Source organism: Sphaerisporangium sp. NPDC049003, assembly GCF_043197795.1.
Lineage (GTDB): Bacteria > Actinomycetota > Actinomycetes > Streptosporangiales > Streptosporangiaceae > Sphaerisporangium.
Window position 1 is genome coordinate 309,804 of sequence record NZ_JBICTU010000003.1, and the last position, 26,934, is coordinate 336,737.

Sequence of the window (26,934 nt, forward strand, 5' to 3'; positions counted from 1 at the left end):
ATCGGCAGAAATGATGACGAGACGGGCGTCAGTCAGTAAGGCTCACAGCTACGCCCCGCGTTCTTTGGGGATTCGGTCATCGGGACGCCAGGCATGGGAGGGCGAGTGTTGGTGCCTCGTTCGAGCCACGGGTTCTCACCGGCCGTGGCGGCGTCCCTGAGCCAGGCCGATCGAGGGCTTCGCGCGCGCATGGGGAACCATCACGCCCTGTTCGACTACTGGCGCTACGCCATGAGCGTGATCTGCGGCGTGGACGCGTTCTACGTGGGGTTCTACCGGGAAGGCCGGAAGATCGTCTACCCGTACACCTTCGACGACACCATCGCCTTCAAGAGGTACATCCCCCCTGAGGTCTTCGGGTACGGGCCGAAGGGGCAGGCCGCGTGGATCCTGGAACACCGCCGCCCGTACACCTTCGCCATGGACACCGGCCTGCTGCTGCATCGCGGCGTATCGTTCGGCGACGAGGAGCGGGTCTCGGCCGACGCCATCACGATCCCGCTGTTCGAGACCAGGACCGGCGTCCCGCAGGTGATCGGCCTCGCGTCCATCCAGACCTACAAGAGCAACGCCTACACCGACGAGCACGTGCGGGCGTTCGAGTGGACGGCGAGGTCCGTCATGACGGTGCTGGCGCGGGAGCGGGAGGACGACCTCAACCGCAGGGAACTGGCGGTTCCCGTGGACGGCGGGGCGGAGAACGACCAGCCCTCGGTCGCCGAGGTGGTCCAGGACGTCTCGGAGCTCCTCGCCGGCCTCCACGCCAGGATCTGCGTGCTCGAAGAGGCCGTCCCGATCGGCGAGCGCGGGCTGGCGCGCCTGGTCGCGGAACTAAGGCAGCAGTGCGAGCAGGGGCAGACCAAGACGATGGACATCATCTCGCGGCCGTCGGTCCACGCCGAGAACCTCCTCAACTCGCTGTCCTCCAAGGAAAGGGAGATCGCCTTTCTGATCGCCCGTGGAGGCATGACGAACAAGGAGATCGCCGCCCGCGTTTTCGTCACCGAATCCACCATCAAAGGACACGTCTCCCGGATATTGCGCAAACTCGGGGTCGAGCAGCGTTCGGGTATCGCGGCGAGGCTGGAGCATTTCTTCGACTAGCGGCACCACCGGCGGGCACGGGAGACGCCCCACCGGACGACCCGGGGATCGGGGCATCGGCCACGTACACGTTTGTTGCCTTCGGGATGCAATAAACGTGCAGCTGCACGTTCGAGGGACGTGCTTGCGGCTTTCCCCGGACCGTATTCGGCTATTCCGTCACCCACGGTTCACAGGAGTTCACCCGCTGAGCGCGGGTAGTACTAAGTACTGGCGCCCACCCGCAGAAAACCCCTCCTAGATGGGTGCGCTTTCGCAGATCCGTACAGATATTGTCCTTATGTCATGAGGGAGGGCATTGCCCGTACCTGGCGGCATTCCAGTGAGCGGCGGTCGCGCGAAGTCGTACGCGGTACGGGCGCAGGCAAGGAGCCGGCTTTGGAGGGGTTGACCATCGCCATCCTCGCGATCATGCTGTTTTCCGGAATCATGTTCTCCTGGAGGAACCGCCAGGAGAGCGACGCGCTGGAGTCCGTCGCCGGCGATTTCCCGCTCACTCCGGAAAGGGCAGCAGAGATCGTGGCGGGGGCCGGTCTGACGACGTGGGAAAGAATGGCGGGGAGAACCGCGAAGGTCGTACCGACCGTGGACGGGCTGCGGTTCGCGTTCGCGTGCAGGGCGGGAGTGATGGAATTCGAGGTGGGAGGCCTGCCGGGCTCGGAGGGCTGCCGGGTGACCGGCCGCGCCGAGCATGTAGCCGGCATCCGGCTTCCCGCGGTGGGAGGCCTCGGCGCGTCCTCCTCCACCAACGTTCTCTCCATGAAGATGGGAATGCCGTGTCACCCGGCGAAGCTGCTCCGGCGCCGCGAGCGGGTGTTCCGCGCTCTCTCGCGGGCGGCGCAGGGGCGGGCCGAGCGCGCCGACGCCGGCGAGGTGAGCCGGCGCTGAGCCTCCTTGAGGTCGTACGTCCGTTTCGTCGCCAGGCGGGGGGTGACGAAACGGACGTACGACGGGATTTCATGGCCGGAGGCCCGTGCGGGAGGTTCAGTCGCGGGTGATGCGGACGTCCACGACCGCGGACCGGCCCGACTCGACGGCGCTCAGCCCGCGTCGCAGGGCGGAGACCAGATCGGCGCGGTCGGTGACGGTCTCGCCGTGGGCGTGGCACGCGCGGGCCACCGCGGCGAGGTCGGGTGGCGCGCTGAAGCGCGTGCCCTCGGCGTCGCCCCGGGCGGCCGAGACCCCCTGCGGGAAGAGCTCGAAGACGGGCAGCCTGCTGGCCCGGTAGCCGTCGTTGTTCAGCACCACCGCCATGATCGGGGCGCTCGCCTCGGCGGCGAGGCACAGCGCCGCCGTCGGCACGCCGAACATGAAGCCGCCGTCGCCGAGCACGGTCACCACCCGGCTCCCCGGTGAGGCCATGCTCACCCCGACCGCCCCGCCGAGCCCCCAGCCGAGACCGGGCGACCCCGTGCCGTACATCGTGGCGGGCCTGCTGCGGTCCAGGACCTCGTGCAGGACGCGGGCGTTGGTCACGGCCTCCTCCACCACCAGGTCGTCCGCGCGCAGCACGTCGTTCAGCGCGCTGACCACCTCATGCGCCGTGATCGGCCCCTCCGCCGGGGCCGCGACCGCGGGGGGAGGGGCCGCCTCCGGCCGCCGGGCGGGGGGCATGGTGCGGCCCGTCTCCTCCAGTCGCTCGACGATCTGGCCGAGCGCGGTGGCGCCGTCGGCCGTCACGGCCACGTCGGCGGGGAACGTCCACATCGGCATGTCGGTCTTCAGCGGGTCGGCGTCGATGTGGACGATCGTGGCGTCGTCCCGTGGCCGGGTGAACCTCGGGATCCACGGCACGTCGGCGTCCACGACGAGGATCAGGTCCGCCTCCTCGACCGCCCGCTGCCCGCCGGCCGCAGTCAGGAGGTTCATCGGATGGGACGTCGAGATGTTGAGGCATCCGCTCTCCGCGAGGTCGACCACCCGGACCCCGGCCAGGTCGGCGAGGCGGGTGACCGACAGGAAGCCCTCGGGACGCCGCCCCGCCTTCGCCGTGATGAGCAGGGGCCGCTCGGCCTCCACCAGCCGCTCGGCGATCCATCGCACGGTGTCGGCGTCGGCCGCCGGAGGGCGCGGGACGGCGTACCCGGTGGTACGGCCGAGGTCGCGCGCGGGCGGGTCCATGAGGACGTCACGGGAGACCATGAGGTACGCCGGGCCCGGCAGGCCACCCGTCGCCACCTGCACGGCGCGGCCGACGGCGCGGGCGAGCATCGTGGGCCGGGTGACCTCCACGACCCACTTGGCGTAGCCGCGGACCGTGCCGGCCTGGTCGGGCACGTCCTGCTGCCAGTGGATCGTGTGCGAGCGCCCGCCGGGGGAGTCCGGCTCCTCGGCGTAGGGGGTCCTGCCCGCGATGACGATCACCCCGGCGCGGTCCCGCAGCGCGTTGTGCATCATGGCGCCGAGGTTCTGCGTGCCCACGTCCACGTGGACGAAGACGCACTGCGGGCGGCGGGTCACCTGCCAGTAGCCGTGCGCCGCCGCGAGGGCCACCGACTCGAAGGAGCAGGTGATGATCTTCGGGATGGCCACCTCCGCCTTGGCGAGCGTGGCGACCGCCTCCTGGAGCGGGGCGGAGTCCGTGCCGGGGTTGAGGAAGAGGTGCTCGACGCCGTGCTGGGCGAGCAGCCAGAGCAGGTGCTCAGCGGTGGTCGCCGGCTGGAACTCGTCCACGCGCGTTCTCCTCGTATATGACGTCATCCGGCCGTAGGTCACGGGAGCGTGAGGATCTCGCTGCCGGTGTCGGTGACGACGATCGTGTGCTCGAACTGGGCGGTGCGCTTGCGATCCTTGGTCACGGCGGTCCAGCCGTCGGCCCAGACGTCGTACTCGATGGTGCCGAGGGTCAGCATGGGCTCGATCGTGAAGGTCATGCCGGGCACCAGCGTCACCGACAGGGACGGGTCGTCGTAGTGCGGCACGATCAGGCCGGAGTGGAACGAGGTGGAGATGCCGTGGCCGGTGAAGTCGCGGACCACGCCATAGCCGAAACGCTTGGCGTACGCCGCGATGACGCGGCCGACGATGTTGAGCTGGCGGCCGGGGGCCACCGCCTTGATCGCGCGCATCATGGCCTCGCGGGTGCGCTCCACGAGCAGCCGCGACTCCTCGTCGACCTCTCCGACCAGGAAGGTCGCGTCGGTGTCGCCGTGGACCCCGCCGATGTAACCGGTGATGTCGATGTTGATGATGTCGCCGTCGTTGAGCACGGTGTCGTCGGGGATGCCGTGGCAGATCACCTCGTTGAGCGAGGTGCACAGCGACTTGGGATAACCCCGGTAGCCGAGCGTGGAGGGGTAGGCGCCGTGGTCGCACAGGAACTCGTGGCCGATGCGGTCGAGCTCGTCGGTCGTCACGCCGGGGGCGACGTGCCTGCCGACCTCCTCCAGCGCCTGGGCGGCGATGCGCCCGGCGACGCGCATGCGCTCGATCGTCTCGGGCGTCTGGACGTCGGACTCGCCCCTGCGGGGCTCCTTGCGGCCGACATACTCCGGGCGCTCGATGTGGGCGGGAACCTTGCGTGGGGGCGAGAGCCGTCCGGGCCGGAGCAGTGTCGTCATGCGCCAAGTCTAGTTCGGCTCCAAGGGGGCAGGATCTGCCCTGAGAGCGAGCACGGCGGGCGTTTCGGGCGTCATGCTGGAGGCCGCCGGGCGAGGAGGGCAAATGAGTGATGACCAGTGGTGGTTCTGCCTGAAGCACATGGCGGTCGAGCCCGACAAGGGCTGCCCCAACAAAGACCGTCTCGGGCCCTATCCCACGCGCGACGAGGCGGCGGCGGCGTTGCGGACGGCCGCCGCGCGCAACAAGGCCTGGCGGGAAGAGGACAAGGAGTGGGACGGCGACTAGCGTCCCGCCGACGAGCCGTCCGGGAACTGCCGGCGCCTCCACGGCCGCGTGGTGGCGAGCCGCCAGAGGGCCATCAGCCCGATGCCGCTCCAGATGAGGTTCAGCACCGCCGAAGGCCACGCGAAGTGGACGGCCGAGTTGACCATGAGCGCGACCGCGCCGCCCAGGTTGATGACCTGGTACGCCAGGCTGTCACCGGACATCTTGCGCATCGACAGCATGGCGTAGGCGTAAAGGAGCGCCCCGGCGCCGAGCATGCCCAGGATTTCGAGAACAAGAAACACGGCCTCAGGCCCTACTTAACAGGATTGATCGCCCTAAATTAGGACGCATGCGCCTAGGAGTGTACACATCTGCATAAGTCAGGCGTATGACCGTAAAGCGCAAGTTAAACCACCTTAATCTATGCGGAAGCTGGTCTGTACGGAGGGATGACGCACGCACGGCCCCGGCTCCGCGACGCCGGCGGTCGTCGCGTGGAGCCCCCGTGACCCCCTCGGTTCTCACGCTACGCCGATACTCGGGGCGGCCCCTGGGGCTCCGGAGCAGGCATGCGACGCGGGGGGTCAGGGTTCAGAAGCGAGCGGAAGCCCGTCCCATCCTGGTGAACGTATTGCCCACGATGATCCGGAAGATCGGCCTCAGTCGGCGACCTGGGGGCCGGTGATGCGCTCGGCGAGCCGGGCCAGCCGGTCGAGCAGCCTGGTGCGTGAGCGCGGGCTCTCGCCGGCGGCCATGCTCACCAGGTGCTGGGCGGCGTCGAAGGTGAACAGGCCGTCCCCGGCCGGGACCGCGAGCGCGTCGTGGGCCAGGCCCTCCAGCTCGGGGTCGCCGCCGTCGAGGGCGAGGATCGTCGCCCCCGTGCGCCGCGCGTCGTCGACGCGTTCGAGCAGCGGCACCGGGGCCTTGCGCTCGGAGACGACGAACAGGGTCTCGCCCCGCCGCGCCGCCTCGATGCGGTCGATGCCCACCGCGAGGTGCGGCGGGGCGCCGGGCGGCGGGGACCAGCGGACGAGCGTGGGCGCGAGCTGCGCGAGCCCGGAGACGCGGGCCTCGTCACCGAGGTGCGCGGCCAGATGCCACGGCTCCTCGTCGGGCGTGCCGACGACGAGCAGGCCTCCGGGGGTGCGGGTCGAGCGCAGGGAGAGCGCGAGCTCGCGGGTGCGCTCCACCCACCCGCTCGTGGAGAGCACCTCGCGGAGGAATGCCACCGACGCAGCGTCCATGGGTCCATGGTGCATCACCGCCCCCGCCGCCGTCCTGAGAAGAATCACCTGGCATGATCTGGAGAAATCAGGGGCGAGTAAGGAGACGAGCGAGATCATGAGCGATGAGCTCCGGGATGTCAGCGGCCTGTCGATCGGGATCCTCGGCGGCACAGGCGATCAGGGCAAGGGCCTGGCCCGCAGGTTCGCGCTGGCGGGGCACCCCGTGGTGATCGGGTCGCGGAGCGCCTCGCGCGCCCAGGAGGCGGCCGACAGCCTCGGGCCCGGCCTTCCCGTGCGCGGCGCCGACAACGCCGCGGCCGCCTCCGAGGCCGACCTCGTGATCGTGGCGGTGCCGTACGACGGGCACAAGCCCCTCCTTGAGGCGCTGCGCTCCGAGCTGACCGGCAAGATCGTTGTCGACTGCGTGAACCCCCTCGGCTTCGACAAGCAGGGCGCCTTCGCGCTGAAGGTGGAAGAGGGCAGCGCCGCCCAGCAGGCGGCGGCCGTCCTCCCCGGCAGCCGCGTCGTCGGCGCCTTCCACCACGTCTCCGCCGTCCTGCTGCTCGACCCCGATGTCGCCGAGGTCGACCTCGACGTGCTCGTGCTCGGCGACGACCGCGAGGCCACCGACACCGTACGGGCGCTGGCGGCGCGGATCCCCGGCGTGCGGGGCGTGTACGGCGGGAGGCTCCGCAACGCCCACCAGGTCGAGGCCTTCACCGCCAACCTCATCTCCATCAACCGCCGCTACAAGGCCCACGCCGGGCTCCGCGTCACCGACGTCTGAGCCCTGTCCCGGATGGAGGGGCCCGATGATCGGGTCCTTCCGGTGGCGTTCACCCGGGGGTCACGGGACGGACGCGCGAACGACGGGCAAGACGTCCCGCGTCGGCCGGATCCTGGCCGTCGACATCCGTACCGGCAGGCCCACTGCCGAGTACGCCTACCCCTTCGAGGACGTGGCCACCTTCGACCCGGAGGAGTCCACGGATCGAACAGATCTGACAAAGTGCCCTCATTGTGGTCATCCTTGACGACATGAGTTCCCTGCACCCGGACACGCGGGCCGTCCACCTGCCCAAGGCGCCTCTGAACGGCAGTACGCCGATGACGACCCCCCTGTACCAGACCTCCGGATTCGTCTTCGACGACCCGGCCGTCTTCGCCGACGGCATGGGCCGCCCCGACGGCGCCTTCGTCTACGGGCGCCACAGCAACCCCACGGTGCGCTCTCTGGAAGAGGCCGTCGCCGGCCTTGAGGGGGGAGTGGCCGCCGTCGCCACAGGCTCGGGCATGGGCGCGATCAACTGCGTGCTGCTCGGGCTGCTCAAGCCCGGCGACCACCTGATCGCCCAGACCGCGCTCTACGGGGGGACCGCCGCGACGATCGCCGACCTGGTCGGCCGGTTCGGGATCTCGGTGACCTACGTGCCCGAGGACGACCCCTCCGCGGTGCGTGAGGCCGTACGTCCGGAGACCAAGCTGCTCTACCTTGAGACCATCGCCAACCCGATGACCCAGGTGGCCGACCTTCCCGGCATGTGCGCCGCCGCCCGCGAGGCGGGCCTTCTCTCCGTGGTGGACAACACCTTCGCCTCGCCGGTCCTGTGCCGCCCGCTGGAACACGGCGCCGACATCGTGGTCCACTCCACGACGAAGTACCTGAGCGGTCACAGCGACGTGGTCGGCGGCATCGTGGTCTTCGCCGACGACGCCCTGTACCGCAAGGTCTGGTCGTTCTCCACGAAGCTCGGCGCCACTCCCGACCCCTTCGCCGCCTGGCTGACGCTGCGCGGCATGCAGACGCTCCCCCTGCGCATGGCGCGGCACTGCGACAACACCCGCCTGCTCGCCGGCCGCCTGGCCGAGCACCCCGCGGTCACCGCCGTCCACTGGCCGGGACTGCCCGGACACCCCTCCTACGAGCTCGCGGCCAAGCTCCTGCCCGACTTCGGGGGCGTCTTCTCCTTCGACCTGACCGGTGGTCGCGCGGCCGGCGAGAGGTTCATGAGCTCGGTACGGCTGGCGCTACTCGCCCCGTCGCTGGGCGGGGTCGAGACGCTGATCCTGCACCCGGCCACGACCTCGCATCGCACGCTGAGCGCCGAAGAGCTGAGCCGATCGGGGATCGGCGAGGGCACCGTACGCGTCTCGGTCGGCATCGAGCACCCCGAGGACCTGTGGGCCGACTTCGTCCAGGCCCTCGGCCAGTAGGAGCGACCAGATGACCGTGACACGCGAGGACATCGAGCGGGCCGCCGCCAGGATCGCCGGCCGCGTCCGCCGCACACCGGTGATGGAGGGGGAACCCGGGCTCCTGCTCAAGCTGGAAGGGCTCCAGCACGCGGGGTCGTTCAAGGTCAGAGGAGCCTTCAACCGCATCCTTTCCGCCGGCCGGCTGCCCGCGTCGGGCGTCACCGCGGCGAGCGGGGGCAACCACGGGGTGGCGGTCGCGTACGCGGCCCGCGTGCTCGGCGTCCGGGCGGAGATCTTCGTGCCCGAGATCTGCGCCCCGATCAAGGTCGCCGGCCTCCGGGCCCTCGGCGCCCATGTCACCCAGACCGGCGCGATCTTCGCCGAGGCGTACGAGGCGTCGGCCAAGCGGGCGGCCGACACCGGCGCCCTGGACATCCACGCCTACGACCAGGCCGAGGTGGTGGCGGGGCAGGGCACGGTCGGCCTGGAGATCCTCGAACAGGCCCGCGCGGCCGGGGGCGTCGACACCATTCTGGTCGCGGTGGGCGGCGGCGGGCTGGTCGGGGGCATCGTGGCGGCGGTGGCCGGCGCGGCCAGGGTCGTCGCCGTGGAGCCCGAGCGCATCCCGACGCTGCACGAGGCCCTCGCGCGGGGCGGCGGTCCGGTCCAGGTGGAGGTGAGCGGGGTCGCCGCCGACGCGCTGGGAGCCAGCAGGATCGGGCGCATCGGCCTCGACATCGTGAGGGAGGCGGGCGTGCGGGCGGTCCTGGTCGGCGACGACGCGATCGTCCGGGCACGCGAGGAGCTGTGGCGCGACCACCGCATCGCGGCCGAGCACGCGGGAGCCACCGCCCTCGCGGCCCTGCGGTCGGGCGCGTACGTCCCAGAACCGGGGGAGAGGGTCGCCGTCCTCGTCTGCGGCGCCAACACCGACCCGGCGACCCTCGTGGCAAGTCAAATGGTTGCCGCCCAGGTTGAGCCGTTTGAGGGCGGTGAGGTTTCCCAGCGACTTGGGTAGAGCGGTCAAATGGTTACGGTTCAGGTCGAGTCGTTTGAGGGCGGTGAGGTTTCCCAGTGACTCGGGTAGAGCGGTCAAATGGTTGCGCTTCAGGTCGAGTCGTTCGAGGGCGGTGAGGTTTCCCAGCGACTCGGGTAGAGCGGTCAAATGGTTACGGTTCAGGTCGAGTCGTTTGAGGGCGGTGAGGTTTCCCAGCGACTTGGGCAGGGCGGTCAAATGGTTGCGCTTCAGGTCGAGTCGTTCGAGGGCGGTGAGGTGTCCCAGCGACTCGGGCAGAGCGGTCAGTTGGTTGTCGCCCAGGGAGAGCTGTGCGAGGGCGGTGAGGTGTCCCAGCGACTCGGGCAGAGCGGTCAACTGGTTGTCCTCCAGGTCGAGTTCGGTGAGGGCGGTGAGGTTTCCCAGCGATTCCGGCAGGGTGGTCAGTTGGTCGCCGCTCAGGGAGAGCGATTTGAGGGCGGTGAGGTTTCCCAGTGACTCCGGCAGGGTGGTCAAATAGTTGCCGCCCAGGGAGAGCTGTTCGAGGGCGGTGAAGTTCCCCAGCGATTCCAGCGGGGCGGCCAGTTGGATGCCGCTCAGGGAGAGCGATCTGAGGGCGGTGAGGTTCCCCAGCGATTCCGGCAGGGCGGTCAAAAAGTTGCCGCCCAGGTCGAGCCGTTCGAGGGCGGTGAGGTTCCCCAGCGATTCCGGGAGAGCGGTCAAATGGTTGCCGCCCAGGTCGAGCCGTTCGAGGGCGGTGAGGTTTCCCAGCGACTCGGGCAGAGTGGTCACCTGGTTGCCACGAATGTCGAGCGAGATCAGGTGGGTGAGCTGGGCGAGTGACTCGGGCACTGTGCTCAGCCCGAGACCGGACAGGTCGAGGCTGATCGATCCGTTCTCCAGGCACTCGGTGATCCGTGTGAAGGCGATCGCCTGGCCTGCCTCGGGCTCCATCATGAGCTCTCTTCTCCTTGTCGCTCACGCGCCTGGGCTCGCCCCTGCGCCGTACCGGTCTCCGGCCCCCTCGGCCGCATCGGGGATGACGCTAGAGACCGGCACTGGAGAACGACTTGTAAGTCATGTCGGGTGGCCAGATCCGGACTCCGCTATCGTCAACGTGGTCACGGGTGTCCAGGAGATGGCCCGCTCGGCGACGTAGCGCCGTCCTCGGCGGTGACCTGTGCCTCACCCAGGCCGGGTCCTCTGGCGTGTGATGCGCACCCACCCTGCCGGAAGGACGAACTTGTCGTACCCCCGGCAGGTGGCTGGGACAGGGCTTTTGGGAGTGGAGGCGCTTCTTAGCCGAGCCGCCCGGTCTTCACGTCGCCGAGGAAGGTGGTCCATTCCCCAGGGGTGAAGACGAGCACCGGACCGGCCGGATTCTTGCTGTCACGGACGGCGACAAGCCCAGGGAGATTGCCGGCGACCTCAATACAGTTCCCGCCGCTATTGCCGCTGCGGGAGCTCTTCTTCCACGCAGCGCCAGGGAGGTCTGCCGAGGTCAGGTTCTTCGAGTCCATAGAGTCACTGCTTCCTTGATTCTTTCGAGCGAGTCACCTGGACGATATGCCTCTGCTCGTATCACGAGGGATCCTCCGGCGCGATCCCGCTGATTCCCGCACAGGTGGACCCGCTCAGCGAGAGCGGCCGGGGCCTGTGGCTGGTCCGGGAACTCTCGTCATCTTGGGGCTGGAAAGACGACGGGAGCGGCCGGCTCGTCTGGTTCGAGATGGCGTGAAAAGGGGGGCCTCGCGGTTCCCGTGATGCAGCTCGACGTTTTGAACGGGAGATACGGCGGGCATTGGCGGCCAGAGGACGCGGGCAGTGGCCTTTATATCGTCATTCCTCACCATGGCCCGCGGAAAGCGACTAGCGTTCAGGGTGATTTGTTCGTGAGGCGCTGGACAGGAGTCATTCGGTGGACGATTCCGATGCTCGTCGGAAACCGGTCGGGGGCGGATCGCGGTGGCAGGTTCTCACCGCGGTGCTCTTGCCGGTCGTCGGTGTTCTGTGGATCGCCGGCTTCTACGTCAGCCCGGAGGCCCCGGTTCTGGGTGCCCTGGGGAACTGGAACCTGCTGATCGGGTTCGCCCTCGTCATCACGGGCGTGGTGCTCGGGGTGGTCCTGCTGGTGAAGGCGGCGGTGGCGCCGCGCCGCCGGGCCTGACGGCGTCGAGGCCGTTCCGCGAAGGACGTCCGCGCCGGGGCGTGCCGCGATGGTGGGCCCTTGGGGAGATGGCTCCGGAGCCGGGGGTGCCGGCTCCGGAGTGGGCAGGTCAGCTGTAGCTGTGCTCCGCGGTGGGGAAGGCGCCGGAGGCCACCTCGTCGGCGAAGGCGCGGACCGCGTGGTCCATCTCCCCGGCCAGGTCGAAGTACTTCTTCACGAACTTCGCCGGATGCGGGGTGAGGCCCATGAGGTCCTGCCAGACGAGCACCTGCGCGTCGCACGAGGGGCCCGCGCCGATGCCGATGGTGGGCACCGACAGCGCGGAGGTGACCCGCGCGGCGAGGTCGGCGGGCACGCATTCGAGGACGACGGCGAAGGCTCCCGCGTGCTCCAGGGCCTTGGCGTCGGCCATGAGCTCGTCGCCGGACTGGCCGCGACCCTGCACGCGGTAGCCGCCGAAGGCGTTGACCGACTGCGGGGTCAGGCCGAGGTGGCCCATGACGGGGATGCCGGCCGAGACCAGCGTCTCGATCTGCGGGAGGACGCGGCGCCCGCCCTCCAGTTTGACCGCGTGGGCGCCCGCCTCCTTCATGAACCTGGCCGCCGACTCCAGCGCCTGCTGGGGTGACGACTGATAGGAGCCGAACGGGAGGTCGGCGACCACCAGCGCGCGCGACGAGCCGCGTACCACAGCGGCCGTCAGCGGGATGAGGTCGTCGACGGAGACGGGAAGGGTGGAGTCGTAGCCGTACACCACCATCGCCGCCGAATCGCCGACGAGCATGACCGGAATGCCGGCCTCGTCGAAGACTCTCGCCGTCATCGCGTCGTAGGCGGTGACCATCGGCCATCTCTCACCGCGCTCCTTGGCGGCTGAGATGTCGCGGACGGTCACTCTTCGCCCAGCTTTGCCGCCGTAGAGCGCGGTCGACGAGCTGGAAACTGACGTAGAGGACATCGTGGATCCCTCCAGGCCTCGAGGCGCCCTTGTGGCGTCCCCGGACGGTCAGATCATCGCACGTCTGACCCTTATAGCAACACCCGGGACGACTCCTGCCCATCCCCTCAGACCCGAGATCCGCGTCACTTCGCGGGCCTCGGCCAGCCCCCAGGAGGGTGCCGACCGTAACCCGGACGAAACCCCTCGTACACCCCCGATAAATATCGAAACGGTACGGTTGCGTATCGAATTAAGAAGCGCTACGGTAGCGTAGCGAAACACCGCCGTATCGAAATATCCGTGAAAACCGTGCTTTGGGGGCATAGTGGAACAACCGACAGGTCACCCACGCCGATGGCAGATCCTCGGCGTGATGGTGTTCAGCCTGCTGGCGATCGTTCTCGACAACACCATTCTCAACGTCGCGCTGAAGGTGATCTCCGACCCGGTGGCGGGGCTAGGGGCCACGCAGAGCCAGCTCGAATGGGCCATCAACTCCTACACCCTCGTCTTCGCCGGCCTGCTGTTCACCTTCGGGGTACTGGGTGACAGGTTCGGGCGCAAGCGCATGCTCCAGGTCGGCATGGTGCTGTTCGGCCTGGCATCCCTGGCCAGCGCCTACTCGACGGATCCGACCCAGCTGATCTTCGCGCGGGCCGCCATGGGCCTCGGCGGCGCGGCCGTCATGCCGGCCACGCTGGCGATCATCTCCAACGTCTTCGCTCCCGCGGAGCGCGGCAAGGCGATCGGCATCTGGGCGGGAGGCGTCGGCCTGGCCATCGCCATCGGCCCGATCACCGGCGGCGTGCTGCTTGAGCACTTCTGGTGGGGCTCGGTCTTCCTGGTCAACGTGCCCGTCGTGATCATCAGCTTCATCCTGATCGCGGCCCTGGTGCCCGAGTCGCGGAACCCCGACAAGGCCCAGCTCGACCCGTTGGGCGTGCTCCTGTCCATCATCGGACTGGTCGGCGTCGTCTACGGCATCATCAAGGGCGGCGAGCTCGGCACGGTCACCGACCCCGAGGTCTGGGCCCCCACCCTGGCGGGCGTCGCGGTGCTCGCGGCCTTCGTCTGGCACGAGCGCAGGACGGCCCACCCCGCATTCGACGTCCGGTACTTCGCCATCCCGAGGTTCTCCACGGCCGTCGCCAGCGTCGGGCTCGTGTTCTTCTCGATGATGGGCGTGATGTTCTTCCTGGCGTTCTACCTGCAGATCGTCAAGGGGTACTCCCCGTTGCAGGCCGGCGCGCTCGTGCTGCCGTTCGCGGCGGCGCAGCTCATCTTCTCGCCGCTGAGCGCCCAGATGGTCCGGCGGTTCGGCGCCAAGGTCGTCGCCACCACGAGCCTGGTGATCGTGGCCGCCGCGCTGGCGAGCTACTCGTTCCTCCAGGTGGAAACCTCGATCTGGGTCTTCGAGCTCATCGGCTTCGTCCAGGGCGCCGCGATGGCCAACATCAACCCGCCCGCGACCGAGGCCGTCATGTCCTCGCTGCCCCGCGAGAAGGCCGGCGTGGGCTCGGCCATGACCAACACCGTCCGCCAGGTCGGCGGCGCGCTCGGCGTCGCCATCCTCGGCTCGCTGCTGTCCGCCACCTACCGCGAGAACGTGGCGAGCTCGCTGACCGTGCTCCCGGAGAACCTCCGGCACGCGGCGGGTGAGTCGATCACGGCCACCATGGGCGCCGCGCAGGCGCTCGGGCCCAAGGGCGCCACGCTGATCGCCCCCGCCAAGCAGGCATTCATGGACGGCATGCACCTGACCGCCCTGGCCGGCGCGGTGGTGGCGCTGATCGGCGCCGCCGTGGTGGCGAAGTGGCTGCCCGGCAAGAACGCGCCCGAGACCCCGGTCGCGCGACCGGAAAGCAAGGAACCGGCAGTAGTGTGAGCTGATCATGGTGAATGAGCAGATGGGGACGGCCCGCACGCCGGGCCGTCCCCGCAGCGAGAAGGCGGAGAAGGCCATCGTCGACGCGACGATCGACCTGATCGCCGAAGGCAGCGGTGTGGCCGAGCTCTCCATCGAGGCGATCGCCGCGCGGGCGGGTGTCGGCAAGACGACGATCTACCGCCGATGGTCCAGCAAGGAGGACCTCGTGGTCGACGCGCTGGCCACCCTGAAGGCCCCGCTACCGGAGCTCGACGGTACGTCCGTGCGCGAGAACGTGGTCCGCTACCTGGCGGCCATGCAACACGAGTCGCACGACCGCCGCACCCGCTGCATCATGAACATCGCGCTGAGCGAGTCCGACCGCTTCCCGAACCTGGCGGAGCGCTTCCGCGAGATCGCGATCAAGCCCCGGCGGGAGGCACTCAGGGGGATCATCCAGCGAGGCGTCGACTCGGGGGAACTGCGCGCCGACGTCGACGTCGAGGTGGCGATGGCCGCACTGACCGGCGCGATGCTGTTCTTCACCAAGTGGGGCGACACCGACGGCGAGCTCCCCGCCGACCTGGCCGAACGCGTCACCGACCAGGTCCTCGGGGGTCTTCGCCCGTGAGCCGCCGCGCCACCTGAGCCGCCGGCATCAGGTGGCGGGGGTCTCCCGCCAGCGGTTGGTGATGGGCAGGCGCCGGTCGCGGCCGAAGTTCTTCGGGGTGATCTTCGGGCCCGGGGGATACTGCCGGCGCTTGTACTCCGCGAGGTCGACCAGGCGGATCACCCTCGCCACCAGCTCCGGGTCGTGCCCGGCCGCGACCAGCTCCCCCTTGCCCATGTCGTGCTCGACATAGTCGGCCAGCAGCCGGTCGAGCACGTCGTAGGGCGGCAGCGAGTCGGTGTCGCGCTGGCCGGGCCGCAGCTCTGCGCTGGGCTCCTTGGTGATGGAGTCCTCCGGGATGGGCGGCACGGCGAAGTGGTGCAGCAGGTCGCCCCCGCGCCCGGCCTGCGCGTTGCGCCAGGTCGAGAGCCGCCAGACCATGGTCTTCAGGACGTCCTTGATCGGGGCGAAGCCGCCGGCCGAGTCGCCGTAGAGCGTGGAGTAGCCGGTGGCCAGCTCGCTCTTGTTGCCCGTGGTCAGCACGAGGTGGCCGTGCTCGTTCGACAGCCCCATGAGCAGCATGCCGCGCACCCGCGCCTGGAGGTTCTCGGCGGCCAGGCCGTGCAGGTCGACCTCCTTCTCGAAGGCGTCGACGATGCCCTCGATGGGGACCAGCCGGGCGTGGAGCCCCTGCCGCTCGACCAGGTCGCGCGCGTCGCCCACCGAGTGGTCGGAGGAGTGGCGCGAAGGCATGAGCACGACGTGGACCCGGTCGGGGCCGACCGCGTCGGCGGCGATCGTGGCGGTCAGCGCCGAGTCGATGCCTCCCGACAGGCCGAGGATGACCGACCCGAAGCCGTTCTTCGTGAAGTAGTCGCGCACGCCGAGGACCAGCGCCGAGTAGACCTCTTCCAGGTCGTCGAGGCGCGGGGCGACGCTCGCGGGCTCGGGAGCGTAGGCGGGCAGCGGCTCGGCCGACAGCTCCAGCCGCTCGACGGTGATCGTGGTGCCGTCTCCGGCGTCCACGGGGAACGAACCGGGCCGGGCCCCGGGATCGGCGAGCGGCAGGTCGAGGTCGGCGACCAGGAGCTCCTCGCGGAACTGGCCCGCCCGCGCGACCAGCCCTCCCTCGGCGTCCACCACGATGGAGTCGCCGTCGAAGATGAGCTCGTCCTGGCCGCCGACCTGGTTGGCGTAGGCGAGCGCGCATCCGGCCTCACGGGCGCGGCCGGCGCACAGCTCCAGCCGTACGTCGTCCTTCTCGCGCTCGTACGGCGAGGCGTTGGGCACCACGAGCAGCCCCGCGCCCGCCTGGGCCACGGCCGACACCGGGCCGCCGTCCTGCCAGAGGTCCTCGCACACGGCGATGGCGACGTCGACGCCGTGGAGGCGGAAGATCGGGAGCCGGTCGCCGCGGACGAAGTAGCGGTACTCGTCGAACACCCCGTAGTTGGGCAGGTGGTGCTTGGCCGTGCGGGTGACGACGCGGCCGCGGTGCAGCAGCGCGGCGGCGTCCAGCGGCGCGCCCTTGGGCTGCCCGGTGCGCGGGGCGACCCCCGAGCGGTCGACGTACCCGACGACCACCGGGATGTCGCCGAGGCCCTCGCCGGCCAGCCGGGCGGCGGTGGCCTCCAGCGTCGCGATCGAGGCGTCGACGAACGACGTGCGGAGCACCAGGTCCTCCACGGGATACCCGGTGAGGAACATCTCGGTGAACACGACGAGGTGCGCGCCGCGGTCGGCTGCGCGGCGGGTCCACTCGACGAGCTTGGCGGCGTTGGCGGACAGGTCGCCCACCGCCGGGTTGGTCTGGGCCAGGGCTATACGCAGTTGTGGCACGGTCTCCACCTTACGTGTGGTCGGCCGCGAGGACCTCGCGGGTGAAAGGCACGAGGACCTTGCGGGTGGTGGGCACGAGGAGACCTTGCGGGTGGTCGGCCGCGAGGACCTCGCGGGTGACGGGCGCGCTACGTCGCGCCCGGGGCGTGGGGTGTCACGCCCCCGGGCTGATCAGGCCGGACTCGTAGGCCAGGATGACGAGCTGGGCGCGGTCGAACAGGCCGAGCCGGTCGAGGACGGAGGCGATCGCGGTGGCCACCGCGTCCTCCGGCACCGCCAGCGTCCCCGCGACCTGCTCGTTGGTCAGGCCGCGCGCCACCAGCTTCACGAGGTCCAGGTCGCTGTCGGACAGCCCCTTCAACCCGTGCGGGACGGCCGGGTCGCCCTGCCCGGCGAAGGTGGCGATGAGCCGGGTCGTCACGGCGGGGTCGATCAGCGCGTCCCCGGCCGCGGCGGCGCGGATGGCCGCGATGAGCTGCTCGGGCGCCGAGGTCTTCAGCACGAAACCGCTGACTCCCGCGCGCAGGGCCGCGTACAGGTTGTCGTCGGTGCCGAAGGTGGTCATCATGATCACCTTCGGCGGGGCGGCGTCGGCCAGGACGCGGCGGGCCGCCGCCAGGCCGTCCAGCCGGGGCATGGAGATGTCCATGAGCACCAGGTCGGGCTGGGTGCGGCGGATCAGCGCGATGGCCTGCTCGCCGTCAACGGCCTCGCCGACCAGCTCAAGGCCCGGCTCGCTCTCCATGATGACCCGCAGCCCGGTACGGACGAGGGCCTGGTCGTCGGCGATGACCACCCGCAGCGTCGAGGTCTCCAGCGCGCGTGCGCCGGACGGCGAAGAGTCCGGCGCCGGGGCGTCCAGGTGCGCCGCCTGGGCGAGGATGTCACGCTCTAGACGCTGGAGGGTCGTGCCGAGGTCGAGCCCGAGCTCCTCGCGGAGCAACGTGCGCGCCCGGCGCAGCGCTCCGAGGGCGTCGCCCTGCCGTCCCGCCCGGTACAGGGCGAGGGCGAGCAGCCGCCAGGCCTCCTCGCGCAGCGGGTGCGCCGAGGCGTGGGCCTCCAGGTCGGGGATCGCCGCGGCGGCCCTGCCGAGGCGCAGCGCCGCGTCGGAGCGGTGCTCGATCGCCATCAGCCGCAGCTCGTCCAGCCGCATCGCCTCGGCCGAGGCCCACTGCAGATCCGCGAACTCCGCCAGGGCGGGGCCCCGCCACAGGGAGAGCGCCTTGTCCATGCGCTCGAACACCGTGGCCGCGTCGTCACCCTGCTCGGCGCGTACGAGGCTCTCGAACAGCCAGGAGTCGACGCTCCCGGGATCGGTGCGCAGCGCGTAGCCGGGAGGGGCGGAGATCAGGACCTCGGCCTCCTCGCGGGGAGCCCGGTCGGGCTCCAGCGCGCGGCGCAGCCGGGAGACGTAGCCCTGGATCGTGGACAGCGCCTGCGCCGGGGGATCGCCGGGCCACAGCTCGTCGATCAGCACGCTCATGGGGACGGCGCGACCGTGGGCCACGAGGAGGCGGGCGAGAACGGCCTGCTGGCGCTGTCCGCCCAGATCCAGCACCGAGTCTTGGTGAAGCGCTTGAAACGGTCCGAGAGCATGAAATTTCAACATCGCAGCGCATAGCGTAGGGCCAAAAGCGCGGTTGTCCGTACGGCAACACCTGCTGACGTTCAGAGTGGTAAGAAAGCGTGACCAGCAGCCCGCCGCAGAGCGTGATCGCCTTCACCTCGGAGCGTGATCACCCCCGCTCCCGGGCGGAAGGGCACCTGAGCCGGCCAGGGTAGTACGGCCTGGCGGGTCAGAGCGGGAGCACGGCCTCCACCACCGTCCCGCCACCCGGCGCGGAGACGGCCCCGCAGCTGCCGCCCAGCTCGGCGGCCCTTTCCCGCATCGAGGTCAGGCCCACTCCCGCGCGCGGACGGTCCGGCAGCCCCTTGCCGTCGTCGCCGATCCGCAGCCGCAGGGTGTCCCTGCCGCGATCGAGGGTGATGTACGCGCTGGTGGCGTGGGCGTGCCTGCGGACGTTGGTGAGCGCCTCCTGGACGATCCGGTACACGGCGACCTCGACGGCGGCGGGCAGGTCGGACAGCTCGCCGGTGACCTCCACCGTGGTCTCGGGCGGACCCTCGGCGGCGAGGGCACGTACGGCCGAGGCGAGCCCGAGGTCGTCGAGCGCGGGCGGGCGCAGCCCGTACACCAGCTCCCTGATGTCCCCCGACACCGCGTCCATGCCGGTCCGCAGGTCGCGCAGCAGGGTGTCGGCCGAGTCGGGGGAGGACTTGAGGCTGCTGCGGGCCATGTTGATCGTCATCGCCATGGTCGAGAGCGTCTGCCCGAGGCCGTCGTGCAGGTCCCGGCGCAGGCGGCGGCGCTCCTCCTCCCGCGCGGTGAGGATCCGCTCGCGAGAGCGCTGGAGGTCGGCCGCCATGCGGACCGCGTGGGCGACGTCCGCGGCGTACGGCGCGAGGGTGCTGAGGACGCGCTCGTCGTGGGCGGCGGCGAAGCGGCGGGGGCCGGGGCGCCCGAGCAGCAGGCGGCCGACGGTCTCGCCGTGCCAGATCAGGGGGATCTGGCGGGGGGAGTCGCCCACGTCGCCGCTCTCGACGTACTGGGGCTTGCCGTCCTCCACCTCGACCGCCGCGCCTTCGACGGCGAGTCCGTCCTGCAGGACCGTGACCACCGACGAGAGCGCTCTGGCCGGGTCGGCGCTGCGCACCTCGTCGGTCAGGCGCTCGGCGAGCAGCCGGGGGTCGCCCACGCGGCCGTACATCATGCGGTCGACGAGCCGCTGGAACATCCGGCGCAGCGGCTGGAAGAAGGCCCCCGCGAAGAGCGCGGCGGCCAGGCCCGCGATCTGGTGCTGCTGCGACACCACCACGCTCGACAGGGCGCCGATGCCGAAGTAGACGCCGCTGACCACGGCGATCACCCCGGCGGCGACGAAGGCCCTGCTGACGATGGTGTCGATCCCGTACAGCCGGTAGCGCGTCACCGAGAAGGCTATGGCGATCGGCACGAGCGCCGCCCAGATCGTGGCGGGGGCCCACCAGTCATCACCGAGCACCATGAACGCGACGTACCCCGTGAAGGCCAGCAGGGGCCAGGCGATCTGCCGCCGCACCACCGGGCCCGAGTAGCGGAAACGGACGGCCAGGGAGAGCAGCGACAGCACCACCGAGCCGATGATGCACGTCCAGGCCACGTCGCTGACCATCGCGTTGTACGGTCTCAGCGCCTCGACGGCCAGCGGGTTCGGGATCACCACGGGAAGGGCGCTGGGGTTCGGCGCCGGCCTCACGATCTGCCGGGCCAGCTCGACCGAGATCGAGACGATGCCGAGGGCGGCGACCGGCCACCAGCGGCGGGAGGGCAACCTGCCGTCGGGTGAGAGGAGGGGCAGCAGGATCGCGAGCGACACGCCGCACACCGCCCAGCCGATCGAGGAGGCCCAGCGCAGGTAGGCGGCCGCGGTGAGCTCGCCGTCCGCCAGGAGGCGGAGCATCAGCCTGCCGCTGAACTCGCTGATCCCCCCGGCCAGGCCGCCGGCGCACATCAGCCACGCCATGGTCAGGCGGGGCCTGTGGAAGATCAGGAAGGCGCCCACGGCGGGAAAGGTGAGGCCGGCCGCCAGATCGGGGCTCGCGGGCGGGCCCAGCCGGTACTCGGGCGGCAGGCCGACGGAGATCATCAGTCCGACGACCACCAGGAGCGGGGACGCCACGCCAATGACGGCGGCCACCGTTCGCGGCGGCGTGATCCTTACCATCCCACCCACCCTTCCCGGCGATGGCCGGTTACTCGTGCTCTCCCCGCCATCCAGCGAATTATGGGGCCCTGTGATGCGACATTTCGTGCAAGGGAAGGTTGTAGGACTTGGTCGAGATGGTTCTTTGGTCCGAGGCCTCGTCCGCGGTCATCGGAAAGCTCACCTCGACGAGCGTGCCGCCCTCGGGCTCGGCCGTGATCGCGCACGTCCCGCCCAGCTCCGCGGCGCGCTCGCGCATGGACGCCAGCCCCACGCCCGCGCGGAACTCCGCGGGCAGGCCGGCGCCGTCGTCCCGCACGCGCAACCGCAGCTCGCCGGCCGAACGGCTCAGCGTGACCACGATGGACGAGGCATTCGCGTGGCGCCGGGCGTTGGTGAGCGCCTCCTGGGTGATGCGGTAGACGGCCACCTCGACGGCGGCCGGGAGCACGTCCAGCTCGCCCTCCACGGTAAGGCTCGCGTCCGGCTCGGCCAGCAGCCGTACGGCCCCTGCCAGGCCCAGGTCGTCCAGCGCGGGCGGGCGCAGGCCGTAAACCAGTTCGCGGATCTCCTGGGTCACCCGGTCCATGCCCGCGCGCAGGCGCACGAGCAGGCGTTCCGCCGACTCGGGGGAGTCGTGCAGCACCTTCCTCGCCATGGTCACCGACATGGCCATGTCGCCGAGTGCCTGCCCGAGGCCGTCGTGCAGGTCCCGGCGCAGGCGGCGGCGCTCCTCCTCCCGCGCGGTGAGGATCCGCTCGCGCGAGCGCTGCAGGTCGGCGGCCATGTTGGCGGCGTGGGCGACGTCGGCCACGAACGGGGTCAGCACCGCGATCATGCGCTCGTCGTGGGCGAGCGGAAAGCGCCTCTGGCCCGGCCGGCCGATGAGCATCCGTCCCACGCGCGCGCCGTGCCAGACCAGCGGCACCTCGCGGGGGGAGGGGCCGACCAGCCCCACCGCGACGCGACGCGGACGCCCGCCGGTCACCTCGACGGCCACGCCAGAGACGGTGAGGGACTCGCGGGCCGTCGCGACGACCGCCGCCAGCGCGCTCGCCGGCTCGGTGGAGTGGACCTCCATGGTCAGCCGTTGCGTCAGATGGCTCCCGTCGCCGCTGTGCCCGTAGAACAGCAGGTCGGCGAGCCGCCGCAGCGCTCTCCGCAGCGGCTGGAAGGCCACGCCCGCGAACAGCGCGGCGGCGAGCCCGGCGAACTGCCCGATCCCGACGGCCACCACGCCGAGGGTGCTGACCACGAAGTAGACGGCTCCGACCGCGCCCAGCAGGCCCGCCGCGATCAGCGTCCGGCTGACCAGGGTGTCGATGCCGTACAGGCGGTAGCGCGTCACCGCGATCACGATGGCGGCCGGCACGGCGGCCGTGGTCAGCAGGGCGGGCACCGAGTGCGGCATCCAGGTCTGGACGGCCCAGTCAACGGCCACCGTGTACAGCAGCCAGCCGATCTGCCGCCGCACGGTGGCGTCGGCGGTCCGGAACCGGTCCACCAGGGACAGCAGGCAGAGGCCCTCGGCGATCAGGTACCAGTCCAGGTCGAGGCCGCCGGCCCAGTCCCGTACGGGCGCCAGCGCCGCGATCTCGAAGGGGTTCGGCCCCGCGGGCGAGCCGGGCACCGCGGGCCGTACGACCTGAAGGAACGCCAGGAACAGCACCGTGCCCACGGCGAACGCCGCCACCGGCCGCCACCGGCGGGCGGGAAGCCTGCCGTCGGGGAAGAGCAGGGGCAGCAGGAGGTGCACCGAGACGATGGCCAGCGCGCCCATGAGCACGTTGTAGTCGCCGAGGAGTGAGGCTGTGGGGAGGTCGCCCGCGACGCGCGAGCGTTCCCAGAAGGCCTGAGACAGGCCGAGGGTCGCGGTGGCGAAGCCTCCGGCCAGCATCAGCCAGGCCACCGGCAGCCGGGGCTGCCGGAGGGCGAGCACCAGTCCGAGCGCGGGGTAGACGACCCCCACCACGTCATTCCCGCTCATCACGTGGTCGGAGCCGCCGACCTGTAACCGCAGTGACATCCCCACCGCGACGAGCCCGGCGGATGCCACCGCCAGCGATCCCGCCGCCAAGCCCAGCCTGCGCATTCCCCCTGCCCCCCCCTCTGCGCTCCCATGAAGCAGGAGGCATCCGGAAAAGTATCGGACGGCGGATAACGGGTAATCAACGATCTCTGGCTATCGCATTTCAACTGATATACAGCTCAAAAGTGCTGACTCCGGTCAAATAGGTCTTACAGGACGCGGCGGCTCACCGGCCGACGCTGGGAGCCGCAGGTCAGACGGCGGAACGGCGGCGGATCGCCGGGTGGTCACGTAGACGACCATCAGGCGGTCCTTCAGCACCTCCCGGAAACCGCCCGCCTCGTGGGACTTCTCCGGCCTGGTCTCGGGCACCGCCCTCCACACCAGGAAGCCGAAGACCAGCGAGGTCACGGCGTCGATCCAGAACAGCCACAGGAACCCGGACTGGGCGAGCCAGCCGCCCGCGACCATGGCGACCGCGAAACCGAGGTTGATCGCCCAGAAGAGCATCCCGAACGCGCGAGGACGGTCGTGCGGCGGGATCAGGTCGGCCACCAGGGCCTGGGAGGCCGGCCGGTAGGCGTCCACGACCATGCCGAGCACCGTCATCGCGGCGATGATCGCCGGCAGCGACGTGCTGTACCCGAGAGCGATCATGGTGACGGCCGTGGCGACCATCCCTCCGGTGAGGGTCGCCCGCCGGCCCAGGTGGTCGGACAGCCGGCCCGCGACGATCTGTGACATCAGCGAGTCACGCCGAACACCGCCATGACCGCGCCGGCCGTCGCCAGGGACATGCCACGGGCCTGGGTCAGGTAGATCCCGATGAAGGGCTCCACCATCGTGCCGAGCCGGCAGGCGTGTGAATGGGCTTCAGCAGAAGAACGGGCGGCTGGAGGGCAGGGCGGTGAGCGGGGCCCGGTCGGGATCGGGGGGCAGGGTGCCGTCGGAGGGCGTGTCGAGGGTGCCCGTGGCCGTGTGCTCCTCGGAGCCGGAGACCCCGGCGCCCGCCCCGGCGCCCATGCTCCCGCCCCCCGAGCCTCCGCCGAACCCTCCAGCCCCTGGGACTCCGACGCTTCCGAGCCCTCCAGCCCCTGGGCCTCCGCCGCTTCCGAGCCCTCCAGCCCCTGGGCCTCCGCCGCTTCCGAGCCCTCCGGTCCCGGGGAGCCCCCCGCTTCCGAGTCCTCCAGTCCCGGGGACTCCGCCGCTCCCGAACCCCCCGGCCCCCGCGACCCCGTCGCTTCCGAGCCCGTCGGATCCGCGGACCCCGTCGCCCCGGGTTCCGGGGTCGCCCTGGGTTCCCGGGACCCCGTCGCTCGGGGCTCCGGTGCCTTGGGCGGGTCGCCCGGCGCCGGTCGCCTTGTCGCCCTGGCTCCCGGGGGCCGCCGGTCCGTGCCCCGGGGCTCCGGGCGCCGTGCCGCCTGGTGACGTCCTGCCGGAGTCCCCGCCTGACGGGAGCGTGCCGCCGGGCCCGCCGTCACGGTCTCCCGCGCCGGCCCTCGGCCCGACCCCGCCGGTCGTGCCGTGCGCGGGGCGGTCGCGTGGCACGGGGGACGACTTCGCCGGGCCGTACAGGCGGCGCGTCGTGCGCTGGACCCCCCTCGGCACGAGGCGGATGCCGGTCGCGGTGACCCGCTGGCCGTACACGTCGGTGATGCGCACGGTGTACGGCCCGGTGCCGATGCCGTGGTCGGCCACCCAGTAGTTGTCGAAGTCACGGGTCAGGGCCTGCCACCGGCCGTCCCGCAGGACCTCCAGCCGCTGGAGGGGGTTGCCGTGGTCGATCGCCTGGATCGCCAGCCACCGGGACGACGAGCCCTGCTTCAGCCGGAACGCCACCGGTCGTGGGACCTCGGGGTTGTGCACCGTGTGGTAGCTGACCCGTGTCACGCCGAGCTCGGTGCCCGCCACGCGGGCGAAGGCCGGCCGGCTCAGGTCGAGCTCGCCCGGGGCGCATGACACGCACTCGTCGACCACCTGGACGCGGACCGTGCCGCCCGGTCCCGTCACGTCGAGATACGCCCCGCAGGCGGCCGACCCGGCGTACTGCTCGGCGGACACGGCCGCCACCAGGTCGCCGAGCAGGGCGCCGCCGAGAGAGCAGTCGCCGCCGAGCCACCTCGCGTTCTCGGCGGCCACGCCGCCCCGTCCGGTGACGACCCAGGACCGCCCAGTGACGAACCCGGACCGGCCAGTGACGAACCCGGACCGCCCGGTGACGAGGCCGGACCGGTCGTTGACGAGCCCGGACCGGCCCGGGGAGTCCCCACGGCCGGTCATGCCTTCCGCGCAGGCGCCGTTCCTGCCGGCCTGGGCCCCGAGCGCCACCAGCGTGAGCGCCGCCGCCATCGACAAGGCCCACGCCAGCCGCTGCCACACGACGGGCTGCCTGGCCGCCCCCGGGCGACCCAGCGCCGGGCGGCCGCGCCGAATTCTCAGCAGCGACGGCGGCACCGTGACCCGGGGCCACGGTCGCGACCACACGACCGGTGGCCGGCCTCGCCGCCGGAGGGACGGACGCCACAGTCGCCGCCGGAGGGGCGGATGCCACAGTCGCCGCCGCGGGGCCGGGTGCCCGGCGCGCCGCCGATCCGCGTTCATGTGCTCTCCCTCGCCGGACCTCACCCTTGACGAATGCAGAACGGCACCATGCTGTCACATTAAGCGACGACGTACCGCCCTCGACCGTCTACTGATCTCCGGCACGGCCACCGGGGGCTCCCGGTGGGTTAACGGGGTGTTTCCGTGACCTGCGGCGACGGGCGCGGCAGGCGATCTGGGAACCCCGTCCGGCCGCCATGGGATCCGAGTTCCGGGATATGGGTCACGCGGCCGGCTTGGTCGTGTCCTCACTACGGACCCGCGTAACGTGTGCGAAACACCAAGCGGGCAGACTGGTAGATGACCAGACAAGTCTTCCGCCGACTCAGAGACGGGTTCAGCGCGACGACGATGGTGTCCGACACCGTCCGGCAGAAGGGGATGCCTTGGACCGCCAGCAGGAGTTCGTGCTCCGTACGCTCGAAGAACGCGACATCCGGTTCATCCGGTTGTGGTTCACCGACGTGCTCGGCTTCCTCAAATCGGTGGCGATAGCCCCGGCGGAGCTTGAGGGGGCGTTCGCCGAGGGCATCGGCTTCGACGGTTCGGCGATCGAGGGTTTCGCCCGCGTTTACGAGTCCGACATGCTCGCCAAGCCCGATCCCTCGACCTTCCAGATCCTCCCTTGGCGCAGCGAGACGCCGGGCGCGGCCCGCATGTTCTGCGACATCCTCATGCCCGACGGCTCGCCCTCGCACGCCGACCCCCGCTGGGTGCTCAAGCGGACGCTCGCCAAGGCCGCCGACATGGGCTTCACGTTCTACACCCACCCTGAGGTGGAGTTCTTCCTCCTCAAGGGGCGGCCAGGGGACGGCCAGAAGCCGGTGCCGAACGACTCCGGCGGCTACTTCGACCACACTCCGCACAGCTCCGGCCACGACTTCCGCCGCAATGCGATCATGATGCTGGAGGCGATGGGCATCTCGGTGGAGTTCAGCCACCACGAGGGCGCCCCCGGTCAGCAGGAGATCGACCTGCGGTACGCCGACGCGCTCACCACGGCCGACAACATCATGACGTTCCGGCTGGTCATGAAGGAGGTCGCGCTGGAGCAGGGCATCTGGGCGTCGTTCATGCCCAAGCCCTTCACCGAGTTCCCTGGCTCGGGCATGCACACCCACATGTCCCTGTTCGAGGGTGACCGCAACGCGTTCTACGAGCCCGGGGCCGACTACCAGCTCTCCAAGATCGGCCGCTCGTTCATCGGCGGCCTGCTCAAGCACGCCGCCGAGATCACCGCCGTCTGTAACCAGTGGGTGAACTCCTACAAGCGGCTGTGGGGCGGCGCCGAGGCCATCGCCGGGCTGGGAGGCGAGGCGCCGAGCTACATCAGCTGGGGCCACAACAACCGGTCCGCGCTCGTCCGCGTCCCCATGTACAAGCCGCACAAGGGGAACTCCACCCGCGTGGAGTTCCGGTCGCTCGACTCCGCCTGCAACCCCTACCTGGCGTTCGCGGTGATCCTCGCCGCCGGCCTGAAGGGCATCGAGGGAGGGTACGAGATGCCGCCGGGAGCCGAGGACGACGTGTGGGCGCTGACCAGCGCCGAGCGCCGGGCCCTCGGCATCGAGCCGCTACCGCAGAGCCTCGACGAGGCGATCACGACCATGGAGCGCAGCGAGCTGGTCGCCGAGACCCTGGGCGAGCACGTCTTCGACTACTTCCTGCGCAACAAGCGCGCCGAGTGGCACGACTACCGCCGCCAGGTCACCGAGTTCGAGCTCGGCCGCTATCTCCCGGTGCTGTGAGCGCGGGCCGGCGGCGGATTTCCTGAGTATGCGGGCGTGGGG

The 26,934-nt window shown here is 70.8% G+C and carries 23 protein-coding genes and 2 pseudogenes; 11 read left to right on the top strand and 14 right to left on the bottom strand.

Going from position 1 to position 26,934, the window contains the following annotated elements; genetic code table 11:
* Positions 1–111 precede the first annotated feature (111 nt).
* Together ACGFIV_RS04790 and ACGFIV_RS04795 are read left to right on the top strand one after the other, a co-directional pair.
* The gene (locus ACGFIV_RS04790) at positions 112–1,104 is read left to right on the top strand and encodes a LuxR C-terminal-related transcriptional regulator (RefSeq protein WP_358552373.1); all 993 of its coding nucleotides are present in this window, start codon (positions 112–114) and stop codon (positions 1,102–1,104) included.
* Between the two features lie 378 nt (positions 1,105–1,482).
* On the top strand, positions 1,483–1,992 hold the full coding sequence (locus ACGFIV_RS04795; RefSeq protein WP_358552375.1) for a hypothetical protein: 510 nt from the start codon (positions 1,483–1,485) through the stop codon (positions 1,990–1,992).
* Positions 1,993–2,088: 96 nt separating this feature from the next.
* On the opposite strand, the gene ACGFIV_RS04800 is transcribed toward ACGFIV_RS04795, so the two are convergent.
* Positions 2,089–3,777, bottom strand: a complete 1,689-nt coding sequence (locus tag ACGFIV_RS04800; RefSeq protein WP_358552377.1) for a thiamine pyrophosphate-requiring protein — start codon at positions 3,775–3,777, stop codon at positions 2,089–2,091.
* A 38-nt stretch (positions 3,778–3,815) separates the two neighbouring features.
* Positions 3,816–4,664, bottom strand: coding sequence for a type I methionyl aminopeptidase (gene map, locus ACGFIV_RS04805; RefSeq protein WP_358552379.1), 849 nt, complete (start codon positions 4,662–4,664; stop codon positions 3,816–3,818).
* A 103-nt stretch (positions 4,665–4,767) separates the two neighbouring features.
* On the opposite strand from map, the gene ACGFIV_RS04810 reads away from it, so the two are divergent.
* Positions 4,768–4,950: a hypothetical protein gene (locus ACGFIV_RS04810; RefSeq protein ID WP_358552381.1), complete on the top strand. Its 183-nt coding sequence runs from the start codon at positions 4,768–4,770 to the stop codon at positions 4,948–4,950.
* Here ACGFIV_RS04810 and ACGFIV_RS04815 read toward each other — a convergent pair.
* Positions 4,947–5,234 carry a hypothetical protein gene (locus tag ACGFIV_RS04815; protein ID WP_358552383.1) on the bottom strand — a complete coding sequence of 96 codons (288 nt, stop codon included), beginning with the start codon at positions 5,232–5,234 and terminating at the stop codon, positions 4,947–4,949. The genes ACGFIV_RS04810 and ACGFIV_RS04815 overlap by 4 nt on opposite strands.
* A gap of 357 nt (positions 5,235–5,591) precedes the next feature.
* Positions 5,592–6,176 carry a hypothetical protein gene (locus ACGFIV_RS04820; RefSeq protein ID WP_358552385.1) on the bottom strand — a complete coding sequence of 195 codons (585 nt, stop codon included), beginning with the start codon at positions 6,174–6,176 and terminating at the stop codon, positions 5,592–5,594.
* 97 nt (positions 6,177–6,273) lie between these two features.
* Here ACGFIV_RS04820 and npdG point away from each other — a divergent pair, with 97 nt between their 5' ends.
* The 3 genes from npdG (at position 6,274) to ACGFIV_RS04835 (ending at position 9,372) form a co-directional block, all read left to right on the top strand.
* Positions 6,274–6,945, top strand: coding sequence for an NADPH-dependent F420 reductase (gene npdG, locus ACGFIV_RS04825; protein WP_392831983.1), 672 nt, complete (start codon positions 6,274–6,276; stop codon positions 6,943–6,945).
* 251 nt (positions 6,946–7,196) lie between these two features.
* Positions 7,197–8,372 carry an aminotransferase class I/II-fold pyridoxal phosphate-dependent enzyme gene (locus tag ACGFIV_RS04830; RefSeq protein WP_358552389.1) on the top strand — a complete coding sequence of 392 codons (1,176 nt, stop codon included), beginning with the start codon at positions 7,197–7,199 and terminating at the stop codon, positions 8,370–8,372.
* 10 nt (positions 8,373–8,382) lie between these two features.
* Entirely contained in the window at positions 8,383–9,372 is a 990-nt protein-coding gene (locus ACGFIV_RS04835; protein WP_392831987.1) for a threonine/serine dehydratase, read from the top strand.
* Here ACGFIV_RS04835 and ACGFIV_RS04840 read toward each other — a convergent pair.
* Positions 9,370–9,705: pseudogene (locus ACGFIV_RS04840) on the bottom strand (leucine-rich repeat domain-containing protein); the annotation flags it as partial. The gene ACGFIV_RS04835 and the pseudogene ACGFIV_RS04840 sit on opposite strands and share 3 nt — an antisense overlap.
* Here ACGFIV_RS04840 and ACGFIV_RS04845 point away from each other — a divergent pair.
* Entirely contained in the window at positions 9,589–9,846 is a 258-nt protein-coding gene (locus ACGFIV_RS04845) for a hypothetical protein (RefSeq protein WP_392831989.1), read from the top strand. The pseudogene ACGFIV_RS04840 and the gene ACGFIV_RS04845 sit on opposite strands and share 117 nt — an antisense overlap.
* A gap of 153 nt (positions 9,847–9,999) precedes the next feature.
* On the opposite strand, the pseudogene ACGFIV_RS04850 reads toward ACGFIV_RS04845, so the two are convergent.
* Positions 10,000–10,305 (bottom strand): annotated as a pseudogene (locus ACGFIV_RS04850) (leucine-rich repeat domain-containing protein); the annotation flags it as partial.
* Between the two features lie 341 nt (positions 10,306–10,646).
* The gene (locus ACGFIV_RS04855) at positions 10,647–10,868 is read right to left on the bottom strand and encodes a DUF397 domain-containing protein (RefSeq protein ID WP_392831991.1); all 222 of its coding nucleotides are present in this window, start codon (positions 10,866–10,868) and stop codon (positions 10,647–10,649) included.
* Between the two features lie 398 nt (positions 10,869–11,266).
* On the opposite strand from ACGFIV_RS04855, the gene ACGFIV_RS04860 reads away from it, so the two are divergent.
* Positions 11,267–11,515, top strand: a complete 249-nt coding sequence (locus tag ACGFIV_RS04860; RefSeq protein WP_392831994.1) for a cell division protein CrgA — start codon at positions 11,267–11,269, stop codon at positions 11,513–11,515.
* A gap of 109 nt (positions 11,516–11,624) precedes the next feature.
* On the opposite strand, the gene panB is transcribed toward ACGFIV_RS04860, so the two are convergent.
* Positions 11,625–12,473, bottom strand: coding sequence for a 3-methyl-2-oxobutanoate hydroxymethyltransferase (gene panB / locus ACGFIV_RS04865; protein WP_358558552.1), 849 nt, complete (start codon positions 12,471–12,473; stop codon positions 11,625–11,627).
* 355 nt (positions 12,474–12,828) lie between these two features.
* On the opposite strand from panB, the gene ACGFIV_RS04870 reads away from it, so the two are divergent.
* On the top strand, positions 12,829–14,340 hold the full coding sequence (locus tag ACGFIV_RS04870; RefSeq protein ID WP_392831998.1) for an MFS transporter: 1,512 nt from the start codon (positions 12,829–12,831) through the stop codon (positions 14,338–14,340).
* A gap of 7 nt (positions 14,341–14,347) precedes the next feature.
* A complete protein-coding gene (locus ACGFIV_RS04875; RefSeq protein ID WP_392832000.1) occupies positions 14,348–14,953 on the top strand; it encodes a TetR/AcrR family transcriptional regulator in 606 nt (201 codons plus the stop codon).
* 27 nt (positions 14,954–14,980) lie between these two features.
* On the opposite strand, the gene ACGFIV_RS04880 is transcribed toward ACGFIV_RS04875, so the two are convergent.
* The 6 genes from ACGFIV_RS04880 to ACGFIV_RS04905 form a co-directional block, all read right to left on the bottom strand.
* The gene (locus ACGFIV_RS04880; RefSeq protein ID WP_392832003.1) at positions 14,981–16,771 is read right to left on the bottom strand and encodes an NAD+ synthase; all 1,791 of its coding nucleotides are present in this window, start codon (positions 16,769–16,771) and stop codon (positions 14,981–14,983) included.
* Positions 16,772–16,925: 154 nt separating this feature from the next.
* Positions 16,926–18,329, bottom strand: a complete 1,404-nt coding sequence (locus ACGFIV_RS04885; protein ID WP_392832006.1) for a BTAD domain-containing putative transcriptional regulator — start codon at positions 18,327–18,329, stop codon at positions 16,926–16,928.
* A 238-nt stretch (positions 18,330–18,567) separates the two neighbouring features.
* Complete coding sequence (locus tag ACGFIV_RS04890) at positions 18,568–20,490, bottom strand: sensor histidine kinase (protein ID WP_392832009.1); 1,923 nt, start codon at positions 20,488–20,490, stop codon at positions 18,568–18,570.
* A gap of 103 nt (positions 20,491–20,593) precedes the next feature.
* On the bottom strand, positions 20,594–22,606 hold the full coding sequence (locus tag ACGFIV_RS04895) for a sensor histidine kinase (protein ID WP_392832012.1): 2,013 nt from the start codon (positions 22,604–22,606) through the stop codon (positions 20,594–20,596).
* A 135-nt stretch (positions 22,607–22,741) separates the two neighbouring features.
* Positions 22,742–23,287: an MFS transporter gene (locus ACGFIV_RS04900; RefSeq protein ID WP_392832015.1), complete on the bottom strand. Its 546-nt coding sequence runs from the start codon at positions 23,285–23,287 to the stop codon at positions 22,742–22,744.
* Between the two features lie 129 nt (positions 23,288–23,416).
* A complete protein-coding gene (locus ACGFIV_RS04905) occupies positions 23,417–24,922 on the bottom strand; it encodes an expansin EXLX1 family cellulose-binding protein (protein WP_392832018.1) in 1,506 nt (501 codons plus the stop codon).
* Positions 24,923–25,530: 608 nt separating this feature from the next.
* On the opposite strand from ACGFIV_RS04905, the gene glnA reads away from it, so the two are divergent.
* Complete coding sequence (glnA, locus tag ACGFIV_RS04910) at positions 25,531–26,892, top strand: type I glutamate--ammonia ligase (protein WP_358558535.1); 1,362 nt, start codon at positions 25,531–25,533, stop codon at positions 26,890–26,892.
* Positions 26,893–26,934: the final 42 nt, after the last annotated feature.

Excerpts from the sequence above, each read along its gene's own strand:
- map (WP_358552379.1), bottom strand. The coding sequence starts at position 4,664 with ATGACGACACTGCTCCGGCCCGGACGGCTCTCGCCCCCACGCAAGGTT.
- ACGFIV_RS04810 (WP_358552381.1), top strand. The coding sequence starts at position 4,768 with ATGAGTGATGACCAGTGGTGGTTCTGCCTGAAGCACATGGCGGTCGAG.
- ACGFIV_RS04820 (WP_358552385.1), bottom strand. The coding sequence starts at position 6,176 with ATGGACGCTGCGTCGGTGGCATTCCTCCGCGAGGTGCTCTCCACGAGC.
- npdG (WP_392831983.1), top strand. The coding sequence starts at position 6,274 with ATGAGCGATGAGCTCCGGGATGTCAGCGGCCTGTCGATCGGGATCCTC.
- ACGFIV_RS04830 (WP_358552389.1), top strand. The coding sequence starts at position 7,197 with ATGAGTTCCCTGCACCCGGACACGCGGGCCGTCCACCTGCCCAAGGCG.
- ACGFIV_RS04835 (WP_392831987.1), top strand. The coding sequence starts at position 8,383 with ATGACCGTGACACGCGAGGACATCGAGCGGGCCGCCGCCAGGATCGCC.
- ACGFIV_RS04845 (WP_392831989.1), top strand. The coding sequence starts at position 9,589 with ATGGTTGCGCTTCAGGTCGAGTCGTTCGAGGGCGGTGAGGTGTCCCAG.
- ACGFIV_RS04855 (WP_392831991.1), bottom strand. The coding sequence starts at position 10,868 with ATGGACTCGAAGAACCTGACCTCGGCAGACCTCCCTGGCGCTGCGTGG.
- panB (WP_358558552.1), bottom strand. The coding sequence starts at position 12,473 with ATGTCCTCTACGTCAGTTTCCAGCTCGTCGACCGCGCTCTACGGCGGC.
- ACGFIV_RS04870 (WP_392831998.1), top strand. The coding sequence starts at position 12,829 with ATGGTGTTCAGCCTGCTGGCGATCGTTCTCGACAACACCATTCTCAAC.
- ACGFIV_RS04875 (WP_392832000.1), top strand. The coding sequence starts at position 14,348 with ATGGTGAATGAGCAGATGGGGACGGCCCGCACGCCGGGCCGTCCCCGC.
- ACGFIV_RS04895 (WP_392832012.1), bottom strand. The coding sequence starts at position 22,606 with ATGCGCAGGCTGGGCTTGGCGGCGGGATCGCTGGCGGTGGCATCCGCC.
- ACGFIV_RS04900 (WP_392832015.1), bottom strand. The coding sequence starts at position 23,287 with ATGTCACAGATCGTCGCGGGCCGGCTGTCCGACCACCTGGGCCGGCGG.